Annotated in this window: 20 protein-coding genes; 9 read left to right on the top strand and 11 right to left on the bottom strand. The window is 60.5% G+C overall.

What is annotated here, in order from left to right:
- Positions 1–262 precede the first annotated feature (262 nt).
- From ptsN to AC0L23_RS36340, 8 genes are all read right to left on the bottom strand, one after another.
- A complete protein-coding gene (gene ptsN, locus AC0L23_RS36375) occupies positions 263–724 on the bottom strand; it encodes a PTS IIA-like nitrogen regulatory protein PtsN (protein ID WP_018455745.1) in 462 nt (153 codons plus the stop codon).
- Positions 725–962: 238 nt separating this feature from the next.
- Entirely contained in the window at positions 963–1,580 is a 618-nt protein-coding gene (gene hpf, locus AC0L23_RS36370) for a ribosome hibernation-promoting factor, HPF/YfiA family (protein WP_473358139.1), read from the bottom strand.
- 81 nt (positions 1,581–1,661) lie between these two features.
- Positions 1,662–3,275, bottom strand: coding sequence for an RNA polymerase factor sigma-54 (gene rpoN, locus AC0L23_RS36365; protein ID WP_085349908.1), 1,614 nt, complete (start codon positions 3,273–3,275; stop codon positions 1,662–1,664).
- Between the two features lie 90 nt (positions 3,276–3,365).
- Positions 3,366–4,364, bottom strand: a complete 999-nt coding sequence (gene lptB / locus AC0L23_RS36360) for an LPS export ABC transporter ATP-binding protein (protein WP_085349909.1) — start codon at positions 4,362–4,364, stop codon at positions 3,366–3,368.
- Positions 4,365–4,630: 266 nt separating this feature from the next.
- Positions 4,631–5,341, bottom strand: a complete 711-nt coding sequence (locus tag AC0L23_RS36355; RefSeq protein ID WP_085385578.1) for an LptA/OstA family protein — start codon at positions 5,339–5,341, stop codon at positions 4,631–4,633.
- 5 nt (positions 5,342–5,346) lie between these two features.
- On the bottom strand, positions 5,347–6,075 hold the full coding sequence (lptC, locus tag AC0L23_RS36350) for an LPS export ABC transporter periplasmic protein LptC (RefSeq protein WP_085362035.1): 729 nt from the start codon (positions 6,073–6,075) through the stop codon (positions 5,347–5,349).
- Positions 6,076–6,218: 143 nt separating this feature from the next.
- The gene (locus AC0L23_RS36345) at positions 6,219–6,833 is read right to left on the bottom strand and encodes a ribonuclease D (RefSeq protein WP_007598566.1); all 615 of its coding nucleotides are present in this window, start codon (positions 6,831–6,833) and stop codon (positions 6,219–6,221) included.
- A 147-nt stretch (positions 6,834–6,980) separates the two neighbouring features.
- A complete protein-coding gene (locus AC0L23_RS36340) occupies positions 6,981–8,504 on the bottom strand; it encodes a hypothetical protein (protein ID WP_085362036.1) in 1,524 nt (507 codons plus the stop codon).
- Positions 8,505–9,306: 802 nt separating this feature from the next.
- On the opposite strand from AC0L23_RS36340, the gene AC0L23_RS36335 reads away from it, so the two are divergent.
- Entirely contained in the window at positions 9,307–9,768 is a 462-nt protein-coding gene (locus AC0L23_RS36335) for a lysozyme inhibitor LprI family protein (RefSeq protein ID WP_240543373.1), read from the top strand.
- Here the strand turns inward: AC0L23_RS36335 and AC0L23_RS36330 are convergent.
- Positions 9,755–9,940 carry a hypothetical protein gene (locus AC0L23_RS36330; protein ID WP_143273914.1) on the bottom strand — a complete coding sequence of 62 codons (186 nt, stop codon included), beginning with the start codon at positions 9,938–9,940 and terminating at the stop codon, positions 9,755–9,757. The two genes, AC0L23_RS36335 and AC0L23_RS36330, sit on opposite strands and share 14 nt — an antisense overlap.
- A gap of 277 nt (positions 9,941–10,217) precedes the next feature.
- On the opposite strand from AC0L23_RS36330, the gene AC0L23_RS36325 reads away from it, so the two are divergent.
- From AC0L23_RS36325 to AC0L23_RS36295, 7 genes are all read left to right on the top strand, one after another.
- The gene (locus tag AC0L23_RS36325; protein WP_473358138.1) at positions 10,218–11,000 is read left to right on the top strand and encodes a TIGR04255 family protein; all 783 of its coding nucleotides are present in this window, start codon (positions 10,218–10,220) and stop codon (positions 10,998–11,000) included.
- A complete protein-coding gene (locus AC0L23_RS36320; protein WP_473358140.1) occupies positions 10,978–11,589 on the top strand; it encodes a helix-turn-helix domain-containing protein in 612 nt (203 codons plus the stop codon). Before AC0L23_RS36325 ends, AC0L23_RS36320 begins: the two co-directional genes overlap by 23 nt.
- Before the next feature lie 3 nt (positions 11,590–11,592).
- A complete protein-coding gene (locus tag AC0L23_RS36315) occupies positions 11,593–12,408 on the top strand; it encodes a hypothetical protein (RefSeq protein WP_473358137.1) in 816 nt (271 codons plus the stop codon).
- A gap of 307 nt (positions 12,409–12,715) precedes the next feature.
- A complete protein-coding gene (locus AC0L23_RS36310; RefSeq protein ID WP_473358136.1) occupies positions 12,716–13,414 on the top strand; it encodes a recombinase family protein in 699 nt (232 codons plus the stop codon).
- Between the two features lie 126 nt (positions 13,415–13,540).
- Complete coding sequence (locus tag AC0L23_RS36305; protein ID WP_473358135.1) at positions 13,541–14,308, top strand: hypothetical protein; 768 nt, start codon at positions 13,541–13,543, stop codon at positions 14,306–14,308.
- Positions 14,309–14,408: 100 nt separating this feature from the next.
- Complete coding sequence (locus tag AC0L23_RS36300) at positions 14,409–15,041, top strand: hypothetical protein (RefSeq protein WP_473358134.1); 633 nt, start codon at positions 14,409–14,411, stop codon at positions 15,039–15,041.
- Between the two features lie 122 nt (positions 15,042–15,163).
- On the top strand, positions 15,164–16,453 hold the full coding sequence (locus AC0L23_RS36295) for a hypothetical protein (RefSeq protein WP_473358133.1): 1,290 nt from the start codon (positions 15,164–15,166) through the stop codon (positions 16,451–16,453).
- Between the two features lie 576 nt (positions 16,454–17,029).
- On the opposite strand, the gene AC0L23_RS36290 is transcribed toward AC0L23_RS36295, so the two are convergent.
- The gene (locus AC0L23_RS36290) at positions 17,030–17,272 is read right to left on the bottom strand and encodes a helix-turn-helix domain-containing protein (RefSeq protein WP_473358132.1); all 243 of its coding nucleotides are present in this window, start codon (positions 17,270–17,272) and stop codon (positions 17,030–17,032) included.
- A 116-nt stretch (positions 17,273–17,388) separates the two neighbouring features.
- Between AC0L23_RS36290 and AC0L23_RS36285 the strand changes: the two genes are divergently transcribed.
- On the top strand, positions 17,389–17,817 hold the full coding sequence (locus AC0L23_RS36285) for a hypothetical protein (protein ID WP_473358131.1): 429 nt from the start codon (positions 17,389–17,391) through the stop codon (positions 17,815–17,817).
- Positions 17,818–18,409: 592 nt separating this feature from the next.
- Here the strand turns inward: AC0L23_RS36285 and AC0L23_RS36280 are convergent.
- The gene (locus AC0L23_RS36280; protein ID WP_473358130.1) at positions 18,410–18,673 is read right to left on the bottom strand and encodes a hypothetical protein; all 264 of its coding nucleotides are present in this window, start codon (positions 18,671–18,673) and stop codon (positions 18,410–18,412) included.
- Between the last annotated feature and the right edge of the window lie 285 nt (positions 18,674–18,958).

Genomic DNA, 18,958 nt, shown 5'->3' with positions numbered 1-18,958 from the left:
AGCCTAACGGTCCAAACCGAACCGCAGACTCGCAGATCACACCGTCATCGGGTAGGTGGCCGCTGAACAGCGCTTACACTCAGTCCATAACGGCGAACGGCCCTTAACGATGTGAGGGCCGCCCCATATGCCCTACGTCTCAAACGGGAAGATATTCGCGTCTTCTACCTTCGAGATCAAGATGAGCATGACGAGATTGCTGCGCGCCGCGTAATCCAGGTGCCAGAATCGATCGGGCCTTATCCTGCAAGAAGGAGGGGAGTTACGCCGCGGTCGCCGGCGGCAGCGCGAGCACCGAATAGATCGCCTGGGCATCGCGCGAGGCGCGGAGCTTCTTGGCGATGTCCTGGTCGCGGAGCAGGCGGGCGATGCGGGCCAGCGCCTTGAGGTGATCGGCACCGGCGCCTTCGGGGGCGAGCAGCAGGAAGACGAGATCGACCGGCTGGCCGTCCATCGATTCGAAATCGATCGGGCGATCGAGGCGGGCGAACATGCCGAAGATCTTTTCCAGCTTGGGCAGCTTGCCGTGGGGAATGGCGACGCCGTAGCCGACCGCAGTGGTGCCGAGCTTCTCGCGTTGCAGGAGTACCTCGAACACGGAACGCTCGTTCTGCCCGGTCAACTCGGCGGCCTTGGCCGCGAGTTCCTGAAGCGCCTGCTTCTTGCTGTTGACCTTCAATGCCGGGAGAATCGCCTCGGGCGCGACCAGATCGGTAATCGGCATGGAAGTTTTCCGAGGTGAATGAAAACGTCAGGTTCCGAATTGGCCAGCCTGGACAAAGAACCTGGGCGGGCCGACGTCAAGAAGATGAAGCAGGAGGCGGACTTAGCTCGCCCCTGATGTGGGGGGCTTCTACTCCAACGCAATCCCGGTGCCAACTCCCGCGTGCAGCTTTGCCCCGGTCATTGTTAAGGCGGAAAGGGGCCCCGGCGCGGTGCCCCCAGAGCGTCGCCCGACGGCCTCACGCCTTGCCACCCACCTTGCCGTCCGTCTTGACCCCCGGGGGGTCTATCCAGCCGACATTGCCGTCGGCCCGGCGGTAAATGATGTTCACCCGGCCGGAGGAGCCGTGCTGAAACACCAGGCAGGGCGCCCCGCTGAGGTCGAGTTCCATGACCGCTTCGCTCACGGACAGCGGCTTCAGCGAGGTGGTGGCCTCGGCGATGATGACGGGGCTGTAGCCGGTGATCTCGTCCTCATCCTCATCCTCGCCCGGTGCCTCCAGCACGTAGCTGGTGGCATCCATCGCGGCCAGCGCCGCGGAGGCGACATGGGCCTTGCGGGCGGAGCGATCCTTGAGCCGGCTCTTGTAGCGCTTGAGCCGCTTCTCGATCATCACCAGCGCCTGGTCGGCACTGGCATAGGCGTCCGGTGCGTTGGAATCGGCCTCGAGCGTGATTCCCGAATCAAGATGCAGCGCACAGTCGGTGCGGAAGCCGAAGCCGTCCTTGCTCAGCGTGATGTGACCAGAGTAATTGCCGTCGAAATATTTGCGCAGGACCTCTTCAGTCCGGTCGTTGACGCGGCCGCGCAGGGCCTCGCCGACGTTGACGCTCTTTCCCGAGATGCGGAGAGTCATGTGAACCTCACTTGGTTCGTGCCTGGCCTGGATTTGGGCCCGATAGCAGATCGAGAGTAGCGCGATTTCGCGCCGGCGCAATCAGGCCGGTTCGGGATTGCGGGAGCGATCGGCCATGGCGGTGGAGACGACGTTACCAAGAGCGCTCTGCTTGTCGCGACGGCGTTGCACCGAGGAAGGAATGCGCATGGCTTCGCGGTACTTCGCGACCGTGCGGCGGGCGATATCAATGCCCGAGCCGCGCAAGCGTTCCACGATGGTGTCGTCGGACAGGATCGCGGAGGGCGCCTCCGCATCGATCAGCTGCTTGATGTGGTGGCGCACGGCTTCGGCCGAATGAGCCTCGCCGCCATCGGCCGAGGCAATCGAGGCCGTGAAGAAATATTTCAGCTCAAACGTGCCGCGATTGGTCGCCATGTATTTGTTGGCGGTGACGCGCGACACCGTGGATTCATGCATCTGAATGGCGTCGGCGACGGCCTTCAGATTCAGCGGTCGCAGATGCGCCACACCATGGGTGAAGAAGCCGTCCTGCTGGCGCACGATTTCGGTTGCGACTTTCAGGATGGTGCGGGCGCGCTGGTCGAGCGCACGCACCAGCCAGGTCGCGTTCTGAAGCGCATCGGTGAAATACGATTTGTCGCCGTCCTTGCCGATCTTCTTCGAGAGCTGCGAATAGTAGGTCTGGTTGACCAGCACGCGCGGCAAGGTGTCGCTGTTGAGCTCGACATGCCAGCCGCCATCGGGTCCCGGGCGGACATAGACATCGGGCACCATGGTTTGGAGCCGGGCCGTGCCGAACTTCATGCCGGGCTTGGGATTGAGCCGGCGGATCTCGCCGATCATGTCGGCGATGTCCTCATCGTCGACGCCGCAGACCTTGCGCAAGGCTCCGATGTCGCGCTTGGCGAGGAGGTCGAGATGCTCGACCAGGGCCTGCATCGCGGGATCGTAGCGGTCGAGCTCGCGGAGCTGGATCGCCAGGCATTCGCTCAAATTGCGCGCGCAGACGCCGGGCGGATCGAATTTCTGCAGTACGGCAAGAACGTTCTCGACGTCCTGTTGCGATGCGCCCAGCCGTTCGGCGGCCTGGCCGAGATCCGGCGGCAGATAGCCGGCTTCGTCGACGAGGTCGATCAGATACTGGCCGATCATGCGCTGCGCGGCCCCGGTGAAGGCAACCGAGAGCTGCTCGGCGAGATGGTCGCCGAGCGTGGTCTCCGCGGCGACAAAGGCTTCGAGATTGTAGTCCTCGTCACCGGAGGCGCCGCCGCCCCATTCGGTATAGGTGGTCGGCGCCGCATCCTGGGCGTTGCGCGCGGCCGCCTCGGCGGGTTCCTCGGAGAAGACGTTGTCCAGCCCGGTGTCCATGGTCTGCTCGATCTCGGCGCGGGTGCCGAGATCCTTGCTCATCCACTCTTCCTGGCCGGGCTCGAAGGCTTCGCCCGGGCCGCCGCCCGGCTCGTCGTTGTGGCCGCCGTCGCTGTCATTGAACTGGCCGGTCTCGGCCGGGCCCTCGCCCGCGGGCGGCTCGTCATTGGCCCGTTCCAGCAGGGGATTACGCTCGAGTTCCTCTTCGACGAACGTCGTGAGATCGAGATTGGACAATTGCAGCAGCTTGATCGCCTGCATCAACTGCGGCGTCATGACCAGCGACTGCGATTGCCGGAACTCTAATCTCTGCGAAAGCGCCATGAAGCAAGAACCGATCCCAAAAGTTGGTCCGATTTTTGCTTATCCTAGTCCAAGCCCGATGTACACGTCTTGACGAATTGGAAAAACGGGCTAGAGGCGGAATTCCTCGCCAAGGTAAAGGCGGCGCACGTCCGGATCGGCGACGATCTCATCCGGGCTCCCCTCGGTCAGGATTTCACCTGCATAGACGATGTAGGCGCGATCGGTAAGTCCGAGCGTCTCGCGCACATTGTGGTCGGTGATCAGCACGCCGATGCCGCGGTTGGTCAGATGGCGGACGAGGTCCTGGATGTCGCCGACCGCGATCGGATCGATGCCGGCAAAGGGCTCGTCGAGCAGCATGTAGTTCGGACGCGTCGCTAGTGCGCGCGCGATCTCGACGCGGCGCCGCTCACCGCCGGACAACGCAATCGACGGCGATTTCCTTAGGCGCGTGATGTTGAATTCGTCGAGCAGCGAGTCGAGCTGCTGCTCGCGCTTCTTGCGCGACGGCTCGACCACTTCGAGCACGGCGCGGATGTTCTGCTCGACGGTGAGACCGCGGAAGATCGAGGCCTCCTGCGGCAGATAGCCGATCCCGAGCCGCGCGCGCTGATACATCGGCAGCTTGGTGACGTCGTGGCCGTCGAGCTCGATCGCGCCGCGATCGGCCTTGATCAGGCCGGTGATCATGTAGAACACGGTGGTTTTGCCGGCGCCGTTGGGGCCGAGCAGGCCGACCGCTTCGCCACGGCGCACATAGATGCTGACGCCGCGCACGACCTGGCGGCTGCCAAAACTCTTTTCCACGCTATGCACAGCCAGGAAGCCCGGCCGCTTCAAGAGCTGAGGCCCGCCGGACCCGTTGGGCCTGCCGGCAGCCCTCACGGGATGAACCGCCTGGGCCCGGGGCTGCTCGGCTTGATAGTCCCCTTGGAACTGATCGGGTGCGTGCATCGGCTGGTTACGGGCGATCGGCGGCGCGTCCCTGACAGGGCTGGCCACGAGGCCGCCGACGCTGTCACCGAGCGCGGTGATGTCCTGGCGCGCAAATCCTGGCCGGCCGCGTTTGGCGGGGCGCCGACGGAACATGCTGAAGAGATCGACCATCCCCGCCTTCTAGCCTTTCGCGACGATCCTGCGCGGTCTTCGCGCGATCTGCCGCGCCGGCTTCAGAATTCGCCGACGCAGCATGAATGAAGGGATGTCTCATGCCCAGTGAAACACGCCCGAAAAGCGGCGAACCCCGCTTCGAAAGCCCTTCGCGCTAGATACAGTCTCGGCACGCAAGCTTCAACCTCGGATCGGCGATGATCGACCCAAGCGTCTGAAATCATTCTTCAAATTTACTTTGACGGGCTTGGGTCTACGCTGACTTATTTGGGTTTAGTTGCGCCAGGCAATTGCAGAGGTCCCGCGCCGGGCTTGCCCGCGCCTCCGGATCCGCAATCATTGCCGCCGCCCTGCGGCAGCAGCGCCTGCACCCGGCCGCTATCGGATTCCACACGCGACACGCCCGTGGTCATGTCGACCGCCAGCCGGTCGCCGCGCAGCACGTTCTTGCACTGCGTCAAGACGACGCCCCCGAGCATGGTGATGAGGTTGGTGCGGGTGTCGAACACGGCGGTCTCGCCCGTGACCACCTGGTCCTTCTGGGTGACGACGACATTGCCGCGCGCCTCCAGTCGCTTGATCGAGGAGTTGCCGCCCGGTCCCGGCGTCGCCGACTGCATCGGCGCCCCCTTTGCCGCCTTTGCCGCAGGCTGCGGCGCGGCCGGCTTGTCGCCGCCCGAATCGTAAAACACCACCAGCGTCTTCGAGGTCATGGTGGTGTCGCCCTGAATGACCTTCACATTGCCGGAAAACGTCGCTTCCTTCTTCTTGTCGCGCATCTCGAGCGAGGCGGCCTCGATCTGGATCGGCTGATCGCGGTTCTGCGAGAAGCCCTGCATCGCGTTGGGCACGCCTTGCATCGTGCTCTGCGCGATCGCCGCACCCGTTGCGACCAGTGCGATGCCGACGGCGAGCGCGGCCGCACCCGGGATGACGCGCCGCTTGCCGTCGTTGCGCGGAAAAAACCTGATCATGAAAATCACTTTGAATTGGCGGACTTGTTCTGGGGCGTACGTGTCTTCGCAGCCGGCGCGGGTTCAGTCGGCGCGGGCTGAGCGGCGGCAGGATCGTCCAGCTTGTCGAGGTGCATCACCACATTCCCTTCGAAGCGGATGACGTCGCCGCCTTCCGTGATCCGCAGCCGATCGGCCGTCAGCGTTCCGTTGGTCAGCTTGACGTCGACATGCTCGTCCGAGGAGACCGTGCCCTTGCCCATGTCGACGAAGGCCGAGTTCAGCCGCGCCTCGTAGCCGGTCGAGGTGCGCAGGAAGATGTCCTTGTGCAGGTCGAGCTGCTGCTGCTTGTTGTCGAACCGTCCAGTGCGGGCATCGAGGAACAGGGTCGATTGGTCTTCCATCAGCACCTTCGCGCGCAAATCATGGAGATCGACATGATCGGGATCGGTGATGTCCTGGGTCGCGGTCTTGGCCCAGAGCTCGTAGGGCCGCTGGTCCGGCGTGAAGCCGGACATGTGCGGCGATTCCATCGTGATCTTCGTGCCAGTGACCACGAGATTTCCGGAGTCGAGCTTCACGGGGATCTGGAACGGGTTGAAAATGGTCGAGATGAGGACGAGCAGACCCATGGCCGCGGCCACTGTCGTCGGCACCGCGATGCGCAGAATCCGCACCAGGCGGCTGTGGCGCGCCGCGCTGGCGAACTTCGCCGCGAGCGCGGCGTCGTAGGTGGGATTATGGGCCGAATTCACCTGGGCTCCTGAGGTGTCGCTCGCCTGGTCCGGCTGGCGGGCGCCCCATTGTAGCCGGCAACGCCAAAATATGCAGCCCGCGACAGGCCGTTACGAAAGTGTCTGAAACGGGGCGACCGCCCAGCTTGCCGCCGCGCTAAACGCTAGGAATGCGCGAAAATGTCCTCTTCGGCCCAGCCCTGGAGATCGAGCAAAGCGCGGGTCGGCAGGAAGTCGAAACAGGCTTTGGCCAGCGCCGTGCGGCCTTCCCGCGCCAGCATGGCATCGAGCCGCTCGCGCAAGCCGTGCAGATGCAGCACATCGGAGGCGGCGTAGGCGAGCTGCGGCTCGGTCAGGCTGTCGGAACCCCAATCGCTCGATTGCTGCTGCTTGGAGAGGTCGACATTGAGCACCTCGCGCACGAGGTCCTTGAGGCCATGGCGGTCGGTATAGGTGCGGATCAGGCGGGAGGCGATCTTGGTGCAGTAGATCGGCCCGGTCATGACACCAAACGTCTGGTACAGCACCGCGACGTCGAACCGCGCAAAATGGAAGATTTTCGTGTTCGCGGGATTGGCCAAAAGCGCCTTCAAGTTCGGCGCGTCGGTATGACCTTTGGGGATCTGCACCACGTCCGCGCTGCCGTCGCCGGGCGAGAGCTGCACCACGCAGAGCCGGTCGCGATGCGGGTTCAGGCCCATGGTCTCGGTGTCGATCGCCACCGCTCCGGTATAGCGGGACAGATCGGGCAGGTCGCCGCGGTGCAGGCGTACGGTCATGGCGTTTCAAACCTCAATCGAATCGGTGCGCTTTGCAGGCCAATCCCCGGGACAGATGCTGGCGAGGGCCGGCCGCGATGTATCCGCTGGCAGCCGCCGGCGCAAGCATCAGGCGCGGCTGGTCATACAGAGCCGCGGCGCCTGTCGTCATTGTCTTTTGGCTTCGCCGGCCAAACCGGATTGCGGCCTGACGTAAACGGTCTCGTAAGCGCCGGTGTATTGCTCGCGCCAGCCTCGCCGCTCCACCAGAAATCGCCGCAGCTGTTCGTGCGCCTTGACCCACAGCACGGCGTCGATCCGGTATTTGTCGAGCACCATGTCCCACGCGGCTTCGTCGATCTCCCAGCTCACCAGCTCGAAATAGTCGCGCAGCAAATCGTCCGGATAGGCGGTCGCGGCGCGACCATCGACGAATGGGGGGACGGTGCCGTGCGTCGCGAAGATCAGGTAGCCACCGACGTTCCAATTGTTCAGGACCCGCCGACCTGCGAGATGCTTTTGCAGATAGCCGGCATCTTCGCTCGACAGCATCGGCGGAAGTGCGAACGCCGGCGCAACGTTCAAATAGGCCATCGGCAGGGTGCCGAGACCGACGATGCCGGCGGCCAGCAACGCTCCCCTCACGTCCCGACCGGTGAGACGCTCAGGCAGCAAGCGGCTGAGGTGAAGCGCCATCGGCGCGGTCGAGAAGATGAAGAAAAAAGCGATGTACCTGAACTGATACAGCCCCAGAATCAGGAACAGCCAGGACATCAATCTCGGCTCGAGCGGGATCGGTCTGGAGTTTCTGTAGCGAAGCTCGAGCGCGACGAAGGCCAACATGTACAGGATGCCGGGAATGCTGCCCGGCATTTCCATGTTGTGATAGTAGGACAGCCATTCGCCGATATTGCCCTGGACGAAGTGCCCCATAGTCGCGGCGGCACCGGCATAGATATTCCAGCCAAGCGGATTGACGAAGGTCGCGGCAAGGCACCCGATCCCCGCGAGAGCAAGAATCCTGAGGTCGGCCCAGGCCGTTCTGAGCACGGCGCCGCCGCAGAAGACGCCGATCACGAAAAAGCCGAGCAGAAAACCGCCGTGCAGATTGGCCCAGAGCACCATCAACACGGGAAGCACGAACCATCGCGTTCGTCGCAGGCATTCGCGATAGAAGACGACGCAGAACAACATCGTGCAAGCATTCGGCGAGACCGCGAGATACATGTTCGGCGAAGCTTCGTAAGCGGGATAGAGCAGGCAGGCCAAGAAGACCGAGACGCAGACCGCGATCGCCGACGCGCCGTAGCCGAGAGAGATCGCGGTCAGGATGCCGACGATCGCTGCGCCGCAGGCCACCGTCAGCAGGACGAGGCCGCCAAAGCCTGCGTATTGAAACGTCGCACTGGCAAGCGCGTCCCAGAGCCAGGACAGGTTGAGCCATGGCTTGTCGCCGTGGGTGAACGACCAGGGGTCGCGGAGCGGGATGGCGTTGCGTTCCCGGATGATATCTCCGGCCGCCAGATGCCAGCCCAGATCGTAATGGCCGAGCAGAAGCGGCGCGTTCAAGACGTAGAACAGGCAGATGAACGAGATCAGGAACAGATAAATTCCCGATCTCAGGAGAAACGGGCTGATCGCGTTCGCAGCCTTGTCGAATGCCGGCTCGTGCCAGACCTGATGCTGATCCACCGCTTCCCCCACGACAAAGCGAGCCCGATGGCTCCGCGCTCGCCGACGGCCGGATGCGAGCCTGCCCGCTGACTTAGAGCTAGTTTGTCTAAAGCGGGGTAAATTCGGACGATGCAACCGAGGGGGGATTGGCGGAATGAAATTCCGCTCAACGGCGGGCTTCCGAGGCCTCCCAAGCAGCTGTTTACACTTGGAAATCTTCGAAGCGAACCTGCATCGTCTCATCCCCGAGCTGTTATTAATCGCATTGCCGGAAAATGCCCGAAATCGCTTCAGCTACCGGTTTCGGCGGCGGCGGCGGCCGCAGTCACCGGCTTCGGGGGCGGAGGTGGTGTCACCGGCGGGAGCGATTCAACGACTTGGGTTGGGTGTGGTGCCCAGGAAAAGACTCGATCGTCACCTTCAGTTGTCCAAATGGAGGCCCCCGCGAGACCGCGACCGCGCAGCGTGGAGATCGCCAGTGCGTGCCTTAAGCGGTCCCGCCGTCATTATTCGTCAGCGTAGCTCCTGTTCCACATTCAGGTGAACCAACGCTGGGCCTTCGATGACCAAAGTTGCATGTATCACCTATTGGTCGAAAATCCCGTAAGTCAGGTCAAGGCACATCAAAGGCATTGATTGGAGAGGGCGTAGCCGAAGCCGCATACCCCCTCGTTTTCCCTTCGCACTCGCCGTCCGGCCCTTCCGCCACATCCGCCGGTCTACCGTCTCGCTGAGCTTCATGCGCTCGCAGTGGTGTTCTGTTCCATATTTTCGATGCGTCGAACGGAGATCTCCAATGAAGCTCAAACTTGCCGTCGCGATGCTCGCCGCAAGCCTCCCGATCGCATCGATGGCTTTCGCCCAAGGCATCGCGCCAGCCGAACTTGCGGTGATCGATGGCTGCCTGAAGACCGCGGAGAAAACCGGCGGTTTCGGCGGCGCGTGCGTTGGGCTCGTCGCCGACCCCTGCATCAAAGCGGCAGAGGGCGCGAATGACGATGTCGCCAAATGGAAAGCCTGCGCGGCGCGCGAACTCGCCATTTGGACGCTGAAAACCAATGAGGCGCTAAAGAAGGTTCAGGCCGGCGGGTTCGCCGACGTGATCAAGGCGGTCAATGACTCGCAGAAAACTTTCGCCGCGTCGCGTGATGGCTTCTGCGCGGTCTTCGACAAGGTCGATCCCGGCATGTACCGGGGCAGCGCGAGCTACTGCCGCCTGCGCGAGACCGCGAACCGCTCGCTGAGCCTGATCAAGCTCGGCGCCGCGGTCAACGAGCACTGAGAGCTCTTAGGCGCTTGGGGTCATCAGCTTTGCCGACCTTTTCCCACATAGCGATGACGGCTTCGGCCGCGAGCGCGGTGGACGTCGGCGCGTAGCGCTTGCCTGAACGACTGAAGCCAGCCTCCAGATCGCCTGCGATCGCCGTGCCTCGGTTTTGAGTACCGGTCAGCAACTCAAATTCCCTGCAAAAGCGATTTCAATCGCTTGAGTAGGAGATGGTGCCCAGGAAAGGATTGGCTGACCCATCCTGTATCGTATTGAATAATCTAATGTTTTACAACCGCTCCCACAAGAATGTTACACAGTCTCGTTACTTGCTCTTGGTTCCAGAAGGGGTGCGCGGAGCAATAAGGAATCAATTCCGCCACGAAATTTCCCTTCTCAACTGTCAAGTAACTTGTAAAGTGTCAACTGAAGTGTCAATTGAATGCGAGCGTGGAGCGGTGGCCGTGGGCAAGAAAATGAAAAATGCGCCGATTTACTTCGCGCTCGCCCAAGTCAGATTCAACCCGCTGGCGGCTCTCGACACTTATGTCCCTACGATCCAAGAGAGCTTGCGAAAGGCGGGCTATCCCGACTTCCAAAAGATCCAGATGGCGCATCTGGAGCTGGGAGCGGCCGTGCCAAAAACTTCAGTTGTGACGCGCTATTTGTTCGGCAATGCGCGGAAGACCTCAGCCTTCGTTCTCGACCAGTCTTGGCTGACCTATCAAACAACCGACTACGATACTTTCGCGCCCTTTCTATCCGCTCTTCTTATGGGGCTTCAGACTGTTCATAAGGAAGCCGGTCTGAGTTATTCGGAACGGGTTGGCATCCGAGTATTGGACGCTGTGCTGCCCCGGTCCGGGGAGACGGTCTCAGAATATCTTCAGCCCTGTGTCCTAGGTCTAAGCAGCAGCTTCCCAGATCGGCAACTTGCTCATTCGCTCTCTGAAACAAGAACGGTGAACGGCAATTCGACACTTGTAAGTAGATCGGTCATCATCAGCCAAAAGGAAGGGGGGTTAGCCTTCCCAGAAGACCTGCAGCCCCTTCATTTGCAACTGCCCGATCGCTTCTCGCATCAGATTTCCGGAGAATATGCTGTAATCGATACCGATAGCTGGACTGAAGAACGTTACGATTTTGAGTTGAATCGGATAGAAACGACACTCGATTCGCTGCACAGTGATATTGGCCGATCTTTTGAACAAATGGTAACGCCCTATGCCCTCACAGTTTGGGATTGAAAACGTGGATCGCACGACTCCCAATCATTGGAATGGGAGCGTTTTGGTCCCTCTCGTAACCTTCACTATGCTGCTCAGTGTGGGAACGGGCGGTGACTACACGCCTGCTTATCATGCGCTTCGCGAGAGCAAGAACATCTTCAGCAAGCCGCGTGACCTCCCAACCACACCGCAAGCACCCGCTATCACTTCCGACATCGAGAACATTAGGTCGACGCTGAACCTAACAATAGCGGATTTGGCTCGATGCTTAGGGGTGTCCCGTCAAGCCCTCTACAATTGGTTGGATGGCGGCGCGATCAAGCCTGAGAACTTGGCGAAGGTGATGGAGCTTAAGTCCGCATCGAATGTGATCACGGCTGCGAATTTGCCAGAGCGCGCGCTGTTCCTCAGGCGCAAATTGCCCGGCGGCAAAACGCTTTTGGACGTAGTTGCCGGGGGAGGCAGTGGAACGGATGCAGCGCACGCTCTTGTGGAGCTGGCTCGGGTAGAGGCCGAACAAAGGGGTGCACTCGCCAAGTTGTTTGCTGATCGAAAACCACAGAACCTGCTCGGGCATGGCGTTCCGACGTTGGTCGACAAGTCATGACCAATGCAAGAAACTCGGAATGATACTGCTTGGGAGCAAGGCTGCGTTTTAAGCGCGACGAGTGCTGCAAAGCTCGGGCTGCTCGCTTCGGATGCTCATGATGCGATCGCTATGCTCGTCTCGCACGACTGCGACGTGCTGGAGAGTGCGGCCGTAGAGCCGGTCTGCGAAATCATTATTGGCCGAAAGATTAGCGCCGTCGACGGCCATTATACAAATGGCAAAAGCCCTCGCCGATTGCACCTGACTTTCTCGGCAGGTGCGACCTCAATTGCTGCCGATTTTCTGGCAACCGATAAGAAAACCGTAAATAAGGAATTGCTGTTAGCCGAGACCCCTCAGCAGGACGTGAGGCTAACACAGGACGAACATTTCACTCTTCAATCTTGGTTATCGTCTCGGTATCATCGATCTATCTTTCCGAATGAGTTCGATCGTAGGCTTAAGGAAAGGCCTGCCGAAACGCACAAGAAGATTGCTAACGCCATCAAGGGCACCGGAACCGATATATTGGCCGTGCTGTTTGATATCGACTCGGGCAGAGATGTAGTTCACGAGGGCCCGGATGACCCCTACTCACTCTCCATATTGCTCGTCTATAATGTTTCGGAAGAGCCTGCCCGAGCAGCCGCAGCTGCGACTAAGGCCGCGAGCTTAATAAAGAGCCTCTTCAGACAATACTTTTTCAAGGATAGGAAATGGAGAGACATTGAGCTGAGAGAATGCATTGCAGTCTCCGCCGATGCCATCTCACTCTATCAGCTCCGCGCCACGAAACCATGGCACTTTGACTATCTTGAAATTGTAACCGCCGACTGATCGAACGCCACCGCTCCTCGGGGCCCCCCGGCCGAAAATTGCGCGTGGGCCAAAAATCTGAGGCGTCACCTCGCGGCATCAGCTGCGTGCTTTCCCCCCCGTGCCCTAGTAGTGCGAAGGAAGCGTGCAGCCGTATATCCACCGTTTGCGCCCCTTAATGTTTCACCTTGTGCAAACAGAGCGCTAGCTCTGCGAGTGGCCTGAGTCCATTTGACTCATGCGGCCCCTCTTGCCGGGCGATTCATCCGAAAAATATGGTGACAACGCTCGTTGACTAAGTTTTTCGCGGGCCACCATCGAGAGGGGAATGACCGTGAAGCGCCGATTTGTCGCCTACTATCGAGTGTCGACCCGCAAGCAGGGCCAATCAGGCTTAGGCCTCGATGCACAGAGAGCCGCCGTTGCGAACCACGTAGGGGATGGGCTCGCGAACGTTATCGCTGAGTTCACCGAGGTCGAGAGCGGACGTCGTAACGATAGACCTGCCTTGGATGAGGCACTCACGGCAGCGCGTCTGCACCGGGCGGCCCTTGTGGTCGCCAAGGTGGACCGCCTGACCCGCTCGGTGGGGTTCCTAGAGAGGCTCCTAGAGGCGGGGGTGGACGTCCGCTTTGCTGACCTTCCTGCCATCGAGGGACCCACCGGGCGCTTCATGCTTCAACAGATGGCGGCAGTTGCAGAGCTAGAGGCCGGTCTGATCTCTGCTCGCACCAAGGCAGCACTGGCAGCAGCTAAGGCAAGGGGACAGCGGCTGGGGGGACACCGCGGAGGGAATCTGTCTAGCGATACACAAGCACGCGGGAGGGACGAACAGTCACGACTTGCAGATAGACGAGCGGCGGACCTAGCGCCTCTCTTGAAGAAGCTGAGAGCGAAGGGGGTTACTTCACCCACCGAAGTCGCACGCGCCTTGACCACTCAGGGTATCCCTACGGCTAGGGGCAGAGCGAAGTGGTCAGCACCACAGGTCAAGTTGATCGAAGCACGACTCGCTAGGATGCAATAGGACCAAGCGATAGCGAATCATACGGTCCGATAACTTCAAGCGACAAATTTCCAGCATCAATTCCTCGAAATTCGTCGCGCGGATTCCTACATTACAGAGATTGCACAATCGCTCTGGAATAGGGAAATGCCCAAGAAAAATTCGACACCGCTCATCGAATATGATGCGCCAGCTCGTGAGACCCTTGCTGCCTGCCTTGCATACTTGAAAGAAGAGGTCGCCTATGTGCAGGGAAAGCGAAAGAAACTGCCGGACGCCTCGCGTATAGTCCGAGCCCGCTTTCCCACTAGCTCGATACTTGAAGCCGACTTCGTCCCGGACGCTCGCGGACTCCCCCTACCCGCCGTTGCCGTTGTCATCGAGGACCCGTCGGCCGAAGCGGGCAAATCCCGGAGCAAGCGATATTTCGACCCTTGGTATTTCGTGGTCATGCTGTTGCTGGAAATTGCTGGGGGACGGTTTCGGTTTGATTGGTCCAAGCAAAAATATCTTTACGTGGCCTACGCGGGTCCCGGAGGCCGCCAAGGGAACTTCTATCTGCGCCGTATCGTGGCGAACACTCCGGCGCTGGCAGACACCCGTGAGCAAAAAGACGGTGGGCACTACGACTATCGCCGCGCGACACTAAGGTGGGTTTACAAGGACGTTGTGCGGGCTATGGGGCAAAATACTCGCCGCAAAGCGCGTGTGCGAGAAAGTGCCATTCTATTCGCAGTCACACTGTTCAAGCGTCAGCTTGTCGCTCATGGAAAACGGGCTACTAGGGCAAGCAAAATGCCGGGGCTCGATATCACACTGGGGGCATACGAAGAACTGCTCCGCTACGCTTTGGATTTGGCTGACGCGGTGCATGAGCGGTTTTTGCTGGAAGGTCGGGGCGATGCCCGTCCCTAGCCCTCGAAACAGGCGCAGGGCGGCCCTGAAGGAGAGCATTCGACTGGGCCCGCTCGCAGCATCAGCCAAGTGCGCCATTCCCGGCTGCGGGCGCCCGACCATGAAGGCGGCCCGCGAAGGCCTCGCTCCATTCCATTGCCGACGACACGTAGAGCACCGGGCGCGTCATGGGTCCTATTGGCGGCCGAGCTTCAAGGCTTCCGAGTTGCGGCCATTCATCACGGCAGCGACCGCGTATGTCGGCCTTCGGGCAGCTAACGATACGTTCATCGCCGCCGCGATTGCGGACATGGGACGGGCCCTAGAGGACGCTGGCCCGGTGGAAATTGTGACGCGCCTCAAAGGCATGTCTGCCACAAGGCGGGCCAAGATCGGACTGGCGAGGCTCCGCGTTGAAGGCGTGCCTCCGCAGCGAATAGTCTCCATCGTGCTCGCTGTCTCCGCGCTGATCAAGGCTGACGCCACGGCGCCCCGGGCGAAGGAGTTCCGCACGGTCCAGATTTGCAAGGCGGTTCACCGGCTGGCCTCGGGCACGCATCGTGTTTGGGTCGTGGAGGACCACCAAGGCCGCAAGCGGCGGACCGAGATGCACGCCTTCCCCAAGTCCACAGGACGGGTGCTGCGGGAGATGGGGTGGATGCTGGAGCGGCCCTGCGAATGGGTCATCGAGAAGCATGTCGCGGGCGTCCTGGCCCATCGGCAACGCTACGGGCGGCCCCGCGCGGCGAGCTGATTCATGTCCGGAGGAAATCGCAAGCCGCAGTGTTCGCACGAGCTATCTGGTCGGAATGAAGCAGTGCGTGCATGTCGAGGGTTCGGGGAGGTCATTTTCAACACGCGCCTCACGCCCCCATCATGACGCAAACACCCAACATAATGTGGTTCGATCCACTGCTCCGGGCCAAGACGACCGAGCTTGCCGGTGCGGTTCAACGTTTGCGCGATGCGCTGTTGCTGCACGAGACCAATACCGGCGCGAGGGAGCGAGCGCGAAAAGAGGCGGACAAGGAGAAGTTCGGCCTCGCCGTTGAAGCGCTGGCCTGCAACTTGATCCTGCTCAGCGCAATCGAGTCCGGCCCCAAGCTCGCGGTGCCCCGGTCGCACGGCTTTCTTTGGCGGGGAGATGGCAGCGCCAACCCGGTATACGGCCAGCACTTCCTGTCCGCCATAGATGGGCTTGCATCGCTTGGCATGATCGAAGAGGAGCGAAGGGGATATAAGCTGTCCGCTAGAATGCGGGTGCCGTCGCTCATTCGACCAAGCACGGCGCTCGCTCAGCATCTTCCGCTGGCACCACCCGATTGGCGAAGCGTTGAGCAAATCGACGCCCGCGCTCTGATCATCTTGAAGGAAGGCAAGGATGATGACGGGCGAGCGGCCACGATTCCCTTCCCGGAGACAGCCAAGACCCGCCAGCTTGCGGGGCAGATGCGGCGCATCAATAAGTTTTTGCGCAGCGCGGATATCGAGGTGACCGGTCAGGACAACGGCCTTTCTTTAGGGAGGGATGGCCAAGTCATCGCGCCCTATCGCCGCTCTCTTCGGCGTATCTTCAATAACGAGAATTGGCAGCACGGAGGCAGGCTCGCTGGCGGTTTCTGGATGGGCATGGAACGAGCCGAGCGGTTTGAGCGCATTCGGATTAATGGCGAGCGAATTGCCGATGTCGATTACATGCAACTCTTCCCGCGCCTCGCATACGTAAGGGCGGGACAACCGCAGCCGGAAGGTGACATATATAATGTAGCCGGTGACGGCTCCGGGCGTGCTGGCTGGAAACGGCTGATGAACGCGATGTTGTTCGCGGATGGCCCATTGCGGAATTGGCCGGAGGGCACGCTTCAACATTTCCCCTCGGGCACTAAGCTCCGGGACGCGATCAAGATGCTAGCGGCGCGCCATGCGCCTATCGCTCATCTATTCGGGACCGGGTTGGGCTTTCAGTTGATGCGCATCGAGAGCGACATGCTGATCACGGTCATCACGCATCTCGCGAGCAGTGGCGTCACCGCCCTGCCGCTGCATGACGCTGTTTTGGTCGCGGAATCAAAAGCCGACTTTGCAGCCGACGCGATGCAGGTCGCCTTCAAGGCGTGGACGGGATCTCCGTGCGCGATTGTCTCCAGAGAATTTTGCACGAAATAACAGATGCTTAGGGCAAAATTGGCCCTTATGCCTCCGCTAATGGAGGAGGAAGCTAGAGGGGAGGGAATCTCAGAGGGTTAGAACTTAGAGGTCCTTCTCGGGGGGGGCCTGTAAGGGCTGCCTTCAAGATGGGAGAGTGACACCGCCCCTCCTCCATTGTCACCCCTAGTGCGGCCTCTAAGGGTCGCCCTTCACCAACCCTGAAGGGTTCACCTCCAAGCTCGGGTGAGTGACCACCACCCCTCCTACATGGCCCCCTCAAAGGACAGCCTAAGACTAACCCTTCGGTCTCCTCTATAGGGCCGAACCATGTGCGCGGACCAAGGCGGTCTCAATTGATCCTCTGACGCAGCTTCCTGATGATCTCGCGAAGGTCATCGGCATACTCCTCGATGATGCGTCGAGCCTCCTCCATGCGCGTCGGCTTGGGCGTCGGACGTTTCTCGGACTCCGGCTCATTCATGCCTTAAGCTTGGCAAGAGGACGACAGTGGTCATTGAGCTAAATCAACGGTCCTGTTCGGGCCCTAACCCGAGGTCCAGTGCTAAAAGTGACCTGCCTGACACCGGACGAGATTCAGGCCTGACCCCGGGCCCTCTTGTGGGGGACAAGCAACCGGTCAGGGGTCGTCTTCAGGGCGCGAGCCAAGCGGGCCAGGACGATGATGGTGCAGTTACGAGTGCCCCGCTCGACCTGACTGACATAGGTGCGATCTAGCCCAGCCTCTAGGGCCAAATCCTCTTGGGACAGCCCCAGTTCCTTACGAGCCCTCCGCACGGCCTCCGCCAACACGTCAACGATGCCAGTCTGGTCTTCCATCCACGGGAGCAGGCCGCGATGATGACTTTCGGTCTACGGACTATGAGTCCCAATTTTCCATTGAGAGATGATGACTATCGTCTACATTGCGCTAGCCAATACTCAGGAACGCACGAATGGCCAGCACCGAGAGCACCGCCCCAGAGCCTCACGAGGAGGAGCCCATCAAGGCCCTGTTCGACTACGCTAGCCGTTGGGCCACCATCTGGGGATTCATCGCGCTTTGCCTTTGGCTCGAACACCAGTTTCTCAACCGGCTGGATGTAGAATCGGGCAGCATCAAAGCCGTCATCCTCTTGGTCAGCACACCGGCCATCTTTTTGGCGACGGTCACCCGCATCGAGAAGGACCCCAAGGCGCGGCTCATCATGGAGCGGCTCCGTTACTTCGTGATCTTGGCCGCAGCGGCTTTGCTCGGGGCCTATCTTCACGCGAACCACAAAGACGATTCCTATGAGAGTGCCCTGCGCGACGGCGCTGTGCTGGCCTGCTCAAGGATGGCGGCCTGCAAAGCGGCAGCAACAGACTATGCGAACACGCGCTAGGAGCTAAGTCGATGTCGGCTTGCGTGCGCGAACCGGACCATATCTGCTCGATGTGACGAGGCCGCCTGTGACCCGAGCGACAATGAGGGCCGCTAGCCGGGTGGACGGCCGGTTCTAAGGTCCCCCTAGTTCAGCCTGTTTCCGACGCCTAAGTCGATTTAGAAGTAGCCTAATTTCGTTCCAGTATCTGGAACTGACTAGGTGCTGTAAGGTCGCCTGATCGCCGCCTGTTCCTTGGCCTTTCGGTGACTGAGAGTTCTGCACGCTCCCGCCCTCAACAATCGCGGTGAGCTATGTGTGAGAAGTGTGGCGAGATCGACCGGCGCATTGCGCGCTACGAGTTCATAGCATCGCGTATCAACGACCGAATTGCCCTCGATGGAATAGCTGAATTGATAGCAGCTGCGCTCGCCAAGAAGGCGGCGATGCATTGCAAGCCGGAGCAACAGTCAGGCAGCCTTGAACCTAAGCGCCCACGGTCCTGACCTACATCAACTGGAGGATTGCAGTTTCCAGTTCCAGCGTAACGCCATTGAGCATTATTCTGCTTGGTGGCGTTTTCGTGAGTGGCAACCTTCCAATGCAGAGTGGCCTATTCACCGGTAGGACGAGGGGCCGGCCTGTTTGTCTCCGGGTCGGATTTGACACTGGCCTGTTTGGCTTTGTCGCCGTTGCGCAGCTTGTCGAAGGCTTCGACCATCCGGCCCGACTTCCGGAGTGCACGTTCGCTCTCCGCCAAGGCCCGGTAGCTCCGTTCCATGGCTTCCAGATTGTGGCGCGTGAAGGCGTCCTTGGCCGTTTCCAGCACCTTCCGGTATCGCTCCGCCAATTTGAGATATTCGTCTGGGGCCACCATATGGAACAAGTGTTCACTTTAAGACTTAGTGTCGGTCAGCGGCTTGGGTGATAGTAGTGGACCGTGACTTCAAGAACGAAGTGTTTTCGAGTTTTGATCCTAGCTCGATTGCACCCTGCGGCGAATGCGGCCGAAAGCCCAAATCCGTCTTGAAAATGCTGAACCCGCAAAACGGTAAAATCGTGCGGATGTTCAAGTGCGAATGTGGTGCGCAGACTTGGACCGAGGGCCAAGAGTAAACATGATGGCCTCCTTCTCTTGGGCCAGCAAGCGACATCCACACTC

Source organism: Bradyrhizobium sp. MI1.4 (genome assembly GCF_055811315.1).
This window is presented reverse-complemented; position numbering and strand designations above follow the sequence as displayed.